Source organism: Zoogloea sp., assembly GCF_017302315.1.
In the GTDB taxonomy this organism is placed as follows: Bacteria; Pseudomonadota; Gammaproteobacteria; order Burkholderiales; family Rhodocyclaceae; genus Zoogloea.
In genome coordinates this window covers 15,289-27,524 of the sequence record NZ_JAFLDT010000058.1, presented here as the reverse complement: position 1 = coordinate 27,524, position 12,236 = coordinate 15,289, and the positions used below count along the sequence as shown (strand labels likewise).

At 66.2% G+C, this 12,236-nt stretch carries 12 protein-coding genes; 9 read left to right on the top strand and 3 right to left on the bottom strand.

Translation table 11 applies throughout. The features are described 5' to 3' along the window. The coding region (locus tag J0L98_RS15605) for an NAD(P)H-hydrate epimerase (RefSeq protein ID WP_296412711.1) at nucleotides 1-1,037 on the bottom strand (1,037 nt) is incomplete at its 3' end. A gap of 13 nt (nucleotides 1,038-1,050) precedes the next feature. Next, a complete protein-coding gene (locus J0L98_RS15600) occupies nucleotides 1,051-1,896 on the bottom strand; it encodes an HDOD domain-containing protein (protein ID WP_296412709.1) in 846 nt (281 codons plus the stop codon). A gap of 157 nt (nucleotides 1,897-2,053) precedes the next feature. On the opposite strand from J0L98_RS15600, the gene urtA reads away from it, so the two are divergent. The 5 genes from urtA to urtE all read left to right on the top strand — a co-directional run bounded on the left by urtA (nucleotide 2,054) and on the right by urtE (nucleotide 8,026). Beyond that, the gene (gene urtA / locus J0L98_RS15595; protein ID WP_296412708.1) at nucleotides 2,054-3,313 is read left to right on the top strand and encodes an urea ABC transporter substrate-binding protein; all 1,260 of its coding nucleotides are present in this window, start codon (nucleotides 2,054-2,056) and stop codon (nucleotides 3,311-3,313) included. A gap of 120 nt (nucleotides 3,314-3,433) precedes the next feature. Further along, on the top strand, nucleotides 3,434-5,023 hold the full coding sequence (urtB, locus tag J0L98_RS15590) for an urea ABC transporter permease subunit UrtB (RefSeq protein WP_296412707.1): 1,590 nt from the start codon (nucleotides 3,434-3,436) through the stop codon (nucleotides 5,021-5,023). A 15-nt stretch (nucleotides 5,024-5,038) separates the two neighbouring features. Continuing rightward, nucleotides 5,039-6,238 (top strand): urea ABC transporter permease subunit UrtC, encoded by a 1,200-nt coding sequence (gene urtC, locus J0L98_RS15585; RefSeq protein WP_296412706.1) that lies wholly within the window; start codon nucleotides 5,039-5,041, stop codon nucleotides 6,236-6,238. Nucleotides 6,239-6,240: 2 nt separating this feature from the next. After that, on the top strand, nucleotides 6,241-7,092 hold the full coding sequence (gene urtD, locus J0L98_RS15580) for an urea ABC transporter ATP-binding protein UrtD (protein WP_296412705.1): 852 nt from the start codon (nucleotides 6,241-6,243) through the stop codon (nucleotides 7,090-7,092). A gap of 241 nt (nucleotides 7,093-7,333) precedes the next feature. Next, the gene (gene urtE, locus J0L98_RS15575) at nucleotides 7,334-8,026 is read left to right on the top strand and encodes an urea ABC transporter ATP-binding subunit UrtE (RefSeq protein WP_296412704.1); all 693 of its coding nucleotides are present in this window, start codon (nucleotides 7,334-7,336) and stop codon (nucleotides 8,024-8,026) included. Nucleotides 8,027-8,039: 13 nt separating this feature from the next. Here the strand turns inward: urtE and J0L98_RS15570 are convergent, their stop codons facing one another. Next, nucleotides 8,040-8,621: a hypothetical protein gene (locus tag J0L98_RS15570; protein ID WP_296412703.1), complete on the bottom strand. Its 582-nt coding sequence runs from the start codon at nucleotides 8,619-8,621 to the stop codon at nucleotides 8,040-8,042. A gap of 298 nt (nucleotides 8,622-8,919) precedes the next feature. Between J0L98_RS15570 and J0L98_RS15565 the strand changes: the two genes are divergently transcribed. The 4 genes from J0L98_RS15565 (at nucleotide 8,920) to ureC (ending at nucleotide 12,235) form a co-directional block, all read left to right on the top strand. After that, on the top strand, nucleotides 8,920-9,645 hold the full coding sequence (locus J0L98_RS15565) for an urease accessory protein UreD (protein WP_296412702.1): 726 nt from the start codon (nucleotides 8,920-8,922) through the stop codon (nucleotides 9,643-9,645). Nucleotides 9,646-9,739: 94 nt separating this feature from the next. Further along, nucleotides 9,740-10,042, top strand: a complete 303-nt coding sequence (gene ureA / locus J0L98_RS15560; RefSeq protein ID WP_296404749.1) for an urease subunit gamma — start codon at nucleotides 9,740-9,742, stop codon at nucleotides 10,040-10,042. Between the two features lie 9 nt (nucleotides 10,043-10,051). Continuing rightward, nucleotides 10,052-10,357: an urease subunit beta gene (locus J0L98_RS15555; protein WP_296412700.1), complete on the top strand. Its 306-nt coding sequence runs from the start codon at nucleotides 10,052-10,054 to the stop codon at nucleotides 10,355-10,357. A gap of 177 nt (nucleotides 10,358-10,534) precedes the next feature. Further along, nucleotides 10,535-12,235, top strand: a complete 1,701-nt coding sequence (ureC, locus tag J0L98_RS15550) for an urease subunit alpha (protein ID WP_296412699.1) — start codon at nucleotides 10,535-10,537, stop codon at nucleotides 12,233-12,235. Nucleotide 12,236: the final 1 nt, after the last annotated feature.

Sequence of the window (12,236 nt, the reverse complement as noted above, 5' to 3'; positions counted from 1 at the left end):
TCCTGCGCCACCAGGTTCAGCGCGTCGGCGTCCAGAAGCAGGGGGGGGCTGGCGGCGAGGGCGGTGGCCACCAGCGCGCGGGCAGCGTCGGACTGGCCGAGGCCGGGGCCGACGCCGAGGGCGCCAAGGCCCGTTTCGCCCAGCAAGGTGGCGGCGTCACGGAACATCAGTTCGGGGCGCTTCACGTCCACCGCCAGCGCGGCCGGGTCGAGCAGCCCGACGAGGACGCGCCCGGCACCCAGGTAGGCTGCCGCCCGACCGGCGAGCAGGGCCGCTCCCACCATGCCGGGGGCGCCGCCGATGAGGGCGGCATCGCCGTAGCTGCCCTTGTGGCTGTTGCGCTGGCGCGGGCGTAGCTGAGTGGAAAACAGCTCAGTGGCAACGGTATGGCCCGGGGCGGCGACGAGGGCTTCGGTGTCCAGGTCGAGCGTGGCCAGATGGAGCTTGCCGCAGTGGTCCGGCCCGTCGAGGGTAAGCAGGCCGGGCTTGAGGGCGATGAAGGTGACGGTGTGGTCCGCCCGGAAGCAGGCGCCGGGGCGGTGGCCCGTATCCGCATCGAGACCGCTGGGAATGTCGAGGGCCAGACGCAGACCCGACGACGCCGAAAGGCTCTCGATCCAGTCGGCGTAAAGGCCTTCGATGGGGCGCTGCAGGCCGATGCCGAACAGGGCGTCGACCACGAGTGCCCAGCCTTGCGGGGGCGGTGGAGGCAGGCGGGCGTCGGTGCTGCCGCCGCCGGCAAGCCAGGCGGCACGGGCCACGGCCGCGTCTGCCGGAAGGTGGGTGGGGTCGGCGGCGAAGGCAACGCTGACCCGATGGCCGGCGGAACGCAGGTGCCGGGCCACGACAAAACCATCGCCCCCGTTGTTGCCCGGGCCGCAGGCCACCAGGACCGGTGCGTCGGACGGGGGCAGCAGGCTGAGGGCCACGGCAGCCGCCGCCGCGCCGGCGCGTTCCATCAGGGGCGGCACGGCACCGGGCAGGGTCAGCGCCTCGATGGCGCGGATGGAAGCAACGGTATGGATGGGCTGGGGCATGCCGGCGTGGCGCTCAGAGGTTTTCGAGGAGATCGAAAGCCATTTCACGCAGATCGTGAAAGTCGCTTTCATCCACGTTCAGGTGCTGCAGCACGTGAGGGCGGATCTGCAGCCAGCTGGCATCCTCGCTCATGCGCATGAATGCATTCACGAAGCAGTCGGACAGGGCCGCGAGGCTGATCAGGGAACGGCAGCGGGCATCTTCCGTCTCGGCATCCGGCGCGAAGATGGAAAGGTCATGGTGGATCAGGGTGGCGCGGCTGACGTCCTCGGCAAGCCCCCAACTACGGGTCAGAAAGCAACCGATGGCTGCATGGTGGGTGGCATGGCGGGCTTCTTCGACTTCGGTGAAGCTGCGGTCATGATCGGCATTGGCAAGCTGCAGCGTGTCCCGGTAGTCCGGAAAGCGTTGCAGCAGTACCGCTATGCCGCAATCGTGAAAGAGCCCGAAGGTGTAGGCGTGGTCAGCTGCGACGCCGCGGAACTCCTTGGTCAGGCGCGCCGCCAGTTGAGCAACCCGGATGCTGCTGTCCCAGAAACGATCCAGCCGCACCGGCCCGCTGATGCTGCTGCGCAGGGCAAAGCCGGCCACCAGACTGGACAGGACGCGGCTGCCGAGCACTGGAATCGCCTGTTGCACGGTGCTGACCTTGCGGCTGAGCCCGAAGGCTGGGGAGTTCGCCACCTTCATGACTGAGGCAGCCAAGGCTACGTCCCCATTGATGATCTCGCCCACCACCGACAAGGACATGTTGGGCGAATCGATTTCCTTCTGCAGACGGGTGAGCACTTCGGGGCGCGGCGGGATGCCGATGCCTTTGACCAGGCGTTCAATTTCGGTCGGTGTGGGAGTGGGCATGGCGGTGTTCATGAACGGTGTCCCCCGATTCTAGCCGACCCGGAGGGCTGCGCAGCACCTACGCAATCTGACGTATTCCGGTGCGGGGGTGTGCTCCGTAACCTGCGAGGCGTTGCTGCACCGCATTAGACAAACCCACCGAACCAAGGAGCCCTCGATGCAAAACCGTCGTACCTTCCTCAAGGCCGCAGTTCTCTCCGCTTCCATTGCCGCCATCGGCGGGCTGTCGTCCAGCGCCTGGGCGGCCGACACCATCAAGGTTGGCGTACTCCACTCCCTGTCCGGAACGATGGCGATCTCCGAAACCGCCCTCAAGGAAACCGCGCTGATGACCATCGAGGAAATCAACGCCAAGGGTGGCGTGCTGGGCAAGAAGCTCGAGCCGGTGGTGGTGGACCCGGCCTCCGACTGGCCGAAGTTCGCCGAGAAGGCGCGCCAGTTGCTGTCCCAGGACAAGGTGGCCGTGACCTTCGGCTGCTGGACCTCGGTGTCCCGCAAGTCGGTGCTGCCGGTGTACAAGGAGCTCAACGGCCTGCTGTTCTACCCGGTGCAGTACGAGGGTGAAGAGCTCGAGAAGAACGTCTTCTACACCGGTGCGGCCCCCAACCAGCAGGCCATCCCGGCGGTGGAATACCTGATGAGCAAGGAAGGCGGCTCCGCCAAGCGCTTTGTGCTGCTGGGCACCGACTATGTGTACCCGCGCACCACCAACAAGATCCTGCGCGCCTTCCTGAAGAGCAAGGGTGTGGCCGAGGCTGACATCATTGAGGAATACACCCCGTTTGGGCATTCCGATTACCAGACCATCATCGCCAAGATCAAGAAGTTTGCCGGCGAGGGCAAGAAGACGGCGGTGATCTCCACCATCAACGGCGACTCCAACGTGCCTTTCTACAAGGAGCTGGGCAACGCTGGCCTGAAGGCCAAGGACGTGCCGGTGGTGGCCTTCTCGGTGGGTGAGGAAGAGCTGCGCGGCGTGGATGCCAAGCCGCTGGTGGGCCATCTGGCCGCCTGGAACTACTTCATGTCGGTGAAGAACCCGGAAAACGACAAGTTCATCAAGATGTACCGCGACTGGGCCAAGAAGGCCAAGCTGCCCAAGGCCGACACCGTGGTCACCAACGACCCGATGGAAGCCACCTACGTGGGTATCCACATGTGGGCCCAGGCCGTCGAGAAGGCCAAGTCCACCGACACCGACAAGGTCATCGCCGCCATGGCCGGCCAGACCTTCAAGGCGCCGTCGGGCTTCACCCTGAAGATGGACGAGACCAACCACCACCTGCACAAGCCGGTCTTCATTGGCGAGATCAAGGCCGACGGCCAGTTCAACACCGTGTGGAAGACCAAGGGCCCTGTCCGCGCCCAGCCCTGGAGCCCGTTCATCCCGGGCAACGAAGGCAAGCAGAAGCTGTAAGCATTCGCAGACCTCCTCAAGAGAGTAGTAGTTGGCCGGCGGAGGGCTCCGGGCCCGGAGCCGGCCATTTTTTTGGAACGGACCCGTGTTGCCCTCATCCGTTCGCCCCCGGGGGATCCCATGAAACGACTTCTCCTTCTGATCAGTCTCCTCCTTTGCGTTGGCCGCGCCTCCGCCGCCCTTGAGCCGGTCGTGCTGCAGGGTCTCGCTTCCGACGACTTTGATGGCAAGCAGGCCGCAGTGGCGGCCCTCTCGGCCGCGGGCGACGATGCCGATGCCCAGCGCCTGCTCAAGGCCCTGTCCGAGGATGCGGTGGCGGTGGCCGGCGGACGTCTGGTCATCGTGGCGGGGGAGCAGGTGCTCGACCCGGCCAGTGGCGCGCCGATCAAGCCCGCTCCCGCCAGCCCCGAATCCATCAGCCTCAACAACAGCCTGCGCCAGCAGGTGGACGGCGCCCTGGCCGCCGCACGCCTGCTGTCCGCCGACCGGGCCGAGCGCCTCACTGCGGCGCGTGCGCTGCTGGCCGACATGGGTGAGGGCGCCGCCCTGCTGCCCCTCTTTGACAAGGCCCTGGCCCGGGAGCAGGACGGCGAGATCAAGCCCATCCTGGTCCAGCTTGCCGCCCAGGCGGCCCTCGGCAGCCCCGATGTGGCGCGTCGCCTGCAGGCCGTGCGTGACCTGGCCGGCTCCGGCAGCCCGGCGGTGAAGGCCCTGCTGCTGCCCTTGCTCGATCCTGCCAACGAACCCGAGGAGAAGCTGCGCCTGGAGGCCGGCACGGCCATCAAGGCCATCGACGCCCGCCTGGCCTGGAGCGATACCGCAGGCCAGATCTTCACCGGCATCTCCCTGGGTTCCATCCTGCTGCTGGCGGCCCTGGGCCTGGCCATCACCTACGGGGTGATGGGCGTCATCAACATGGCCCACGGTGAGCTGCTGATGGTGGGCGCCTACTCGGCTTACACCATGCAGGCCCTGTTCCGCGCGAAGTTTCCGGAGTTTGTCGATTACTACCTGCTGGCGGCGGTGCCGGTGGCCTTTTTCGTGGCCGCGGCTGTGGGCATGCTGATGGAGCGCACGGTGATCCGGCATCTGTACGGCCGGCCGCTGGAAACCCTGCTTGCCACCTGGGGCCTTTCGCTGGTGCTGATCCAGGCGGCGCGTCTGCTCTTTGGCGCCCAGAACGTGGAAGTGGCCAACCCGGTGTGGATGTCCGGCGGCGTGCAGTTGGCCGAGAACCTCTCCCTGCCCTGGAACCGCCTGATCATCGTGGCCTTCTCCGGCTTCGTGCTGCTGCTGGTATGGCTGATGATGAACAAGACCCGCCTGGGCATGTTTGTCCGCGCCGTCACCCAGAACCGCCCCATGGCCGGCTGCGTGGGCGTGCCCACTGCGCGCATCGACACCCTGGCCTTCGGCATCGGCTCCGGCATTGCCGGGCTGGGCGGGGTGGCCCTGTCACAGATCGCCAACGTGGGCCCCGACATGGGCCAGGGCTACATCGTCGATTCCTTCATGGTGGTGGTGCTCGGCGGCGTGGGCCAGCTGGCCGGCGCGGTGTGGGCGGCCCTGGGCCTGGGCGTGGTCACCAAGTTCCTCGAAGGCTGGGCCGGGGCGGTGATCGCCAAGATCCTGGTGCTGGTCTTCATCATCATCTTCATACAGAAGCGACCCCAGGGGCTGTTTGCCCTCAAGGGCCGGTTCGTCGATTGAGCGGAGGACACGCCCATGCGCACACCTTTGACCGTCAAACTCTTCGCGGGCCTCGGCCCGCGGGGCTGGCTGGCCGTGGCGGCCGTCGCCTTCATCGCCTGGGTGCTGGTGCCCATGGCCCACCTGATGCTGCCTGAGAGCCACCCGCTGCACGTCTCCACCTATGCCATCACCCTGATCGGCAAGATCCTGTGCTACGCCGTGGTGGCGGTGGCCATGGACCTGATCTGGGGCTTCGGCGGCATCCTCTCCCTGGGCCACGGGCTGTTCTTTGCCCTGGGCGGCTACAGCTTCGGCATGTACCTGATGCGCCAGATCGGCCGCGAGGGCAGCTACCAGAGCGACCTGCCGGACTTCATGGTCTTCCTGGACTGGAAGGAGCTGCCCTGGTACTGGACCGGCTCGGACCACTTCCTGTGGGCGCTGTTCCTGGCGATTGCGGTGCCCGGCGTGGTGGCCTGGATCTTCGGCTACTTTGCCTTCCGCTCGCGCATCAAGGGGGTGTATTTCTCGATCATCACCCAGGCCATGACCTACGCGGCCATGCTGTTCTTCTTCCGTAACGAGACCGGCTTTGGCGGCAACAACGGCTTCACCGACTTCAAGCGCATCCTCGGCTACTCGATCACCGCGCCGGAAACCCGGCTGGTGCTGTTCGGCCTGTCGGTGGCCCTGCTGCTGGCGGTGATCATCCTCGGCAAGGTGCTCATCGCCTCCAAGTTCGGCAAGGTGCTCACCGCCATCCGCGATTCGGAAAACCGCGTCATGTTCATCGGCTACAACCCGGTGCACTACAAGCTCTTCATCTGGACCCTGTCGGCCATGCTGTGCGGCCTGGCCGGTGCGCTCTACGTGCCCCAGGTGGGCATCATCAACCCCTCCGAGATGTCGGTGGCCAACTCCATCGAGATCGCCATCTGGGTGGCGGTGGGCGGGCGCGGCACTCTGGTCGGGCCGGTGCTGGGCGCAGGCATCGTCAATCTGTCCAAGACCTGGTTCACCACCAGCTTCCCGGAATACTGGTTGTTCTTCCTGGGTCTGCTGTTCATCCTCGTCACCCTCTACCTGCCCCAGGGCGTGGTTGGGCTGTGGGCAAAGATCAAGGCCCGCCGGGCCGAGAAGGCGGCCATTGCGGCGTCCCGCGCCGATCCCGCGCCCCGCGCTGTCGCCAGTGAATCCAAGATCCCCAACGGCACTGCCGCCAAAGGAGCCTGAGCATGCGCGTCGAATCCTCCATCTCCCGCAACGCCCCGGCCGACGGCCAGCAGGAACACTGGGACGGGGCCGCCAACACCGGCCACGTGCTCAAGCCCGGCGAGCTCGACCTCTCCCATGGGGTCATGCTCTACCTGGACGACATCACGGTGAGCTTTGACGGCTTCCGCGCCCTCAACAAGCTGTCCTTGCAGATCGATACCGGCGAGCTGCGCTGCATCATCGGCCCCAACGGGGCGGGCAAGACCACCATGATGGACGTCATCACCGGCAAGACCCGGCCCGACTCGGGCAAGGCCTTCTTCGGCCAGACCATCGACCTGACCCGTCTCACCGAACCGCAGATCGCCCACGCCGGCATCGGCCGCAAGTTTCAGAAGCCCACCATCTTCGAGAACCACTCGGTGTTCGAAAACCTGGAGCTGGCCCTGAAGACCGACAAGCGGGTGAAGAAGAGCCTGTTCGCCCGCCTGTTCGGCGACGACCTGGACAAGATCGCCGACACCCTCAGGCAGATCCGCCTGAACGACCAGGCCGACCGGCCCGCCGGGCTGCTCTCCCACGGCCAGAAGCAGTGGCTGGAGATCGGCATGCTGCTGGTGCAGGACCCGAAGCTGCTGCTGCTCGACGAACCAGTTGCCGGCATGACCGACGACGAGACCGAGCGCACCGCCGAACTGTTCGTGAGCCTCAAGGGCAAGCACTCGCTGATGGTCGTCGAGCACGACATGGCCTTCGTCGAGGCCCTGGGCGGCAAGGTCACGGTGCTGTGCGAAGGCTCGGTGCTGGCCGAAGGCGACCTGGCCACCGTGCAGGCCGATCCCCGGGTCATCGAGGTGTATCTGGGCCGTTGAGGCTGTTGGACCTGACGTGTGGAGGCGATTTGTATGGGGGTCGCTGTAGGGGCGACTTCAGTCGCCCGCGGACTTTGATCAACAGCATGCCTCTGATCGACGCTCGATGGGCGACTGAAGTCGCCCCTACAGCCCCTACAGGTCGCCGCCCACAGCCCCTGCCGCCCAGACAAATCGCCCCAAGGTCGCTCCTTGTACAGCGGCCTGCGCCGGAATAAAGACATTCATCAAGGACAAGACCATGCTCACCGTCACCAATCTCAACCAGTACTACGGCGGCTCCCACATCCTGCGCAATGTCAGCTTTGACGTGCCCATGGGCAAGGTCACAACCCTGCTCGGGCGCAACGGGGTGGGCAAGACGACCTTGCTCAAGACCCTGATGGGCCTGGTGCCCGCCGCCACCGGCAGCATCCAGCTGGGCGGGCAGGACATCACCCGGGCGCCCAGCTATGGCCGCGTGCGCGCCGGCATCGGCTATGTGCCCCAGGGCCGCGAGATCTTCCCGCGTCTCACGGTGGAGGAGAACCTGTTGATGGGCCTCGCCACCCGGCCGGCGGGCAGCGAGGTGCCCACCCGCATCTTCGAGATGTTTCCGGTGCTCAAGCAGATGATGCGCCGCCGCGGCGGCGACCTGTCCGGCGGTCAGCAGCAACAGCTCGCCATCGGCCGCGCCCTGGCCCCGGGGCCGAAGTTGTTGATCCTCGACGAGCCCACCGAAGGCATCCAACCCTCCATCATCAAGGACATCGAGCGTGCCATCCGCGCCCTCGCCGAAACCGGCGAGATGGCCATCCTGCTGGTGGAGCAGTACTACGACTTCGCCCGCTCCCTGGCCGACCACTACCTGTTGATGGAGCGGGGCGAGATCATCAGCGCCGGGCGCGGGGACGAGATGGAGGCCAATCGGGTGAGGGAGATGCTGTCGGTGTGAGGGCTGCGCCGTCTTATTGGCTGCTCTTGATGGTGAAGCGCTCTGACGCCTGCCGGGTGGCGTCCAGAAAGAAGCGCTTGTCGTCGTCGCCAAAGGCCGCGAGCTGATGGAGGACGCCTTCGGTGCCGTCCTGGTAGCGGAGGGTGAAGCGGAAGACAAAGGCTGACAGGCCCTTCTGCTGCAGCCAGCCATTCTGTTTGGCCATGGGGTCACCGTTGTTCGCCTGCCCGATCCAGTTGCCGTCCTTCAGGCGGGGGGCCTCATCGGTGTGCAACAGCACGGCCGGGTCGCTGGGAAACACGTTTTCCACGGTAATCCGGGTGATGGGGTCGGAGGTTTTGGCCTCGAGGCCAAAGGACCACACCAGCGACGGGTGGCCGTTGAGGGTGTCGGGCGGAGTGATGATGATCGCGGCGGCAGTGATCCTGACGTGCTCGTTCTCGGCAGGCTTGGCGCCCCGCGGCCCCACCTTGACCTGAACAGTCTGACCGCCGGCGATCCGGACGGGGATCTCGCGGACGTCCGGGGTTTGAGATGCCGCGAGCCCGGGCACGAGGAGGAAGGCGCTGAGAAGGTATGACCGGATATGTTCCATGGAGTGTATGAAAATTCAGTTTTGGACGCATTGGATTATATGCAATTTAAATTTTCTGAAAAGACTCCGGATAATTGCGGTCGCGCCAGGCTTCATCTCCGTCCCCGGCATGCCTTTTGCTGTCTGATGCCCCATGCTGGTGACAATTTCTGCCCCCGACGGGGTGCGGCCTTCCGAACTCACTGATTTACCAATCAATAGCGCCCGAAATTGGTGCGCCCGGCTGGAGCTTGGCTTCGAGTCTCGCTCCGGGGGTGGCACTTTCTTGGTGCATAGGCGCCACGAAGGCCCGCTTCGGGTGCAGAAGGCGCTCTATCCCGAGGGGCCGGAGGTGTGCCATGCGCTGATGCTGCATCCGCCGGCGGGGATCGCCGGGGGCGATGTGCTGAGTGTTCAGGTGCGGGTGGGTGAGGGAGCAAAAGCGCTGATCACCACGCCGGGGGCTGGCAAGTGGTATCGCAGCAATGGCCCGCTGGCCACCCAGCGCCTGGAATTCGAGGTGGGCCGGGGCGGGGTGTTCGAATGGCTGCCTCAGGAGAGCATTGTTTTCGACCGGGTGAATGGGCGCACCGAGACCGTCGTGCGCCTGACCGGCGACGCCACCTTCATCGGCCTGGATCTGCTGTGTCTGGGCCGCACCGCGTCCGGCGAGCGCCTGACCCGCGGGCAACTGCGGCTGGCTTCGCGCATCGAGCGGGATGGCCGGCTGATCTGGAGCGAGCAGGGCCTGATCGAGGGGGGCTCGCGCCTGCTGGATTCGCCGGTGGGCCTGGGCGGGCAGCCGGTCACCGGCAGCCTGCTGGTGGCGTCCGACGCGCTCGATGCGAGCCTGCTGGCGGCCTGCCGCGAGATTCGCCCGCTGGTCGGCGATGCAGCGGTGACACGTCTGCCCGGCCTGCTGGTGGCCCGCTACCTGGGGCCTTCGGCCGAGGCGGCGCGAGCCTGGTTTGTGGCCTTGTGGTCCGTGCTGCGGCCCGCGCTGGCGGGGCGCCCGGCGGAGGTGCCGCGAATCTGGCATACCTGATATCGGTGTCCGTGGATGGCCGCAGCGCAGCCGCCGCCACTATCATTCAGGGCGTGCCCCGTGCCCGCCCGACCGTCAACGAAAGGGATCCTTCATGGAACTGACCCCCCGCGAAAAAGACAAGCTCCTGATCTTTACCGCCGGCCTGCTGGCCGAGCGGCGCAAGGCCCGCGGCCTCAAGCTCAACTACCCGGAAGCGGTGGCCTTCATCACGGCGGCGGTCCTTGAGGGGGCCCGCGATGGTCGCACCGTGGCCGAACTGATGAATTACGGCACCACGCTGCTGACCCGCGCCGATGTGATGGAAGGCGTGCCGGAGATGATCCCGGACATTCAGGTGGAGGCCACCTTTCCCGACGGCACCAAGCTTGTTACCGTTCATCAGCCCATTGTGTGAGGCGCGATCATGATCCCCGGTGAAATCGACACTCTTGACGGCGAGCTGGAGCTCAACGTCGGCCGCAGCACCCTGAGCATCACGGTCGCCAACACCGGCGACCGGCCGATTCAGGTGGGCTCCCACTACCACTTCGCCGAGACCAACCTGGCCCTGGATTTCGACCGGGCGGGGGCCCGGGGCTACCGCCTCAACATCGCCGCCGGCACCGCCGTGCGCTTCGAGCCCGGCCAGACGCGCACGGTCGAGCTGGTGGCCCTGGCGGGCGACCGCAAGGTCTTCGGTTTCAACGGCCAAGTGATGGGGGCCCTATGAGAAGCGCTGCAAAGGTGGTGCCGATTGTGGGGGCGACTGTAGGGGCGACTTCAGTCGCCCACCCGCACGTTGATCACCGACACATCCTTGATCGAAGTCCGCGGGCGACTGAAGTCGCCCCTACCGTTAACCCGGTAGTTGCCCCCGATTTCACACCCGTTTCCCTGGAGGCCTGACATGGCAAAGATCTCGCGCCGCGCCTACGCGGAAATGTTTGGTCCCACCGTGGGTGACCGTGTGCGCCTGGCCGACACCGAGCTGTGGATCGAAGTGGAGAAGGACTACACCATCTACGGCGAAGAGGTGAAGTTCGGCGGCGGCAAGGTGATTCGCGACGGCATGGGCCAGGGCCAGCGCCTGTCCTTCGAGGTGGCCGACACGGTGATCACCAACGCCCTGATCCTCGATCACTGGGGCGTGGTCAAGGCCGACATCGGCATCAAGGGTGGGCGCATCTCCACCATCGGCAAGGCCGGCAACCCGGACATCCAGCCCGGGGTCACCATCGCCGTCGGTGCTGCCACCGAGGTGATTGCGGGCGAAGGCATGATCGTCACCGCCGGCGGCATCGACACCCACATCCACTTCATCTGCCCCCAGCAGATCGAAGAGGCCCTGATGAGCGGCGTCACCACCATGATCGGCGGCGGCACCGGCCCGGCCACCGGCACCTACGCCACCACCTGCACCCCGGGGCCCTGGCACATCGCCCGCATGCTGCAGGCGGCGGATGCCTTCCCCATGAACCTGGGCTTCCTCGGCAAGGGCAACGTCAGCCTGCCCGACCCCCTGCGCGAGCAGGTGGAGGCCGGCGTGATCGGCCTCAAGCTGCATGAGGACTGGGGCACCACCCCGGCGGCCATCGACAACTGCCTTTCTGTTGCCGAGGAGATGGACATCCAGGTGGCCATCCACTCCGACACCCTCAACGAATCCGGCTTTGTGGAAACCACCGCCGCCGCCTTCAAGGGCCGCAGCATCCACACCTTCCACACCGAAGGCGCCGGCGGCGGCCACGCACCGGACATCGTCAAGCTGGCCGGCCTGCCCAACGTGCTGCCCAGCTCCACCAACCCCACCCGGCCCTACACCATCAACACCATCGACGAGCACCTGGACATGCTGATGGTGTGCCACCACCTGGACCCGGCCATCGCCGAGGACGTGGCCTTCGCCGAGAGCCGCATCCGCCGCGAGACCATCGCCGCCGAGGACATCCTCCACGACATCGGCGCCCTGTCCATGTTCTCGTCCGACTCCCAGGCCATGGGCCGGGTGGGCGAGGTGGTCATCCGCACCTGGCAGACCGCCCACAAGATGAAGGTCCAGCGCGGCGCGCTGCCCGGCGACACGGCCCGCAGCGACAACCTCCGCGCCCGCCGCTACATCGCCAAATACACCATCAACCCGGCCATCACCCATGGCATCAGCCACGTGGTCGGCTCTATCGAGCCGGGCAAGCTGGCCGACCTGGTGATCTGGAAGCCGGCCTTCTTCGGCGTCAAACCCAGCCTGATCCTCAAGGGCGGCATGATCGCCGCCGCCGCCATGGGCGACGCCAACGCCTCCATCCCCACCCCCCAGCCGGTGCACTACAAGCCCATGTTCGGCGCCTTCGCCGGCGGCCTCAAGACCTCGCTCACCTTCGTCTCCCAGGCCGCCCTGGCCAGTGGCAACCTGGACGAACTCCGGCTCCAGAAGCCCCTCGAAGCCGTGCGCAACATCCGCGGCGTCACCAAGTCATCGATGATCCTCAACGACTGGCAGGGCGAGATCAGCGTCGACCCGGAGACCTACGAGGTCCGCGCCGCGGGCGAAGTCCTGACCTGCGAACCGGCCAGCGTGCTGCCGATGGCCCAACGCTATTTCCTGTTCTGAC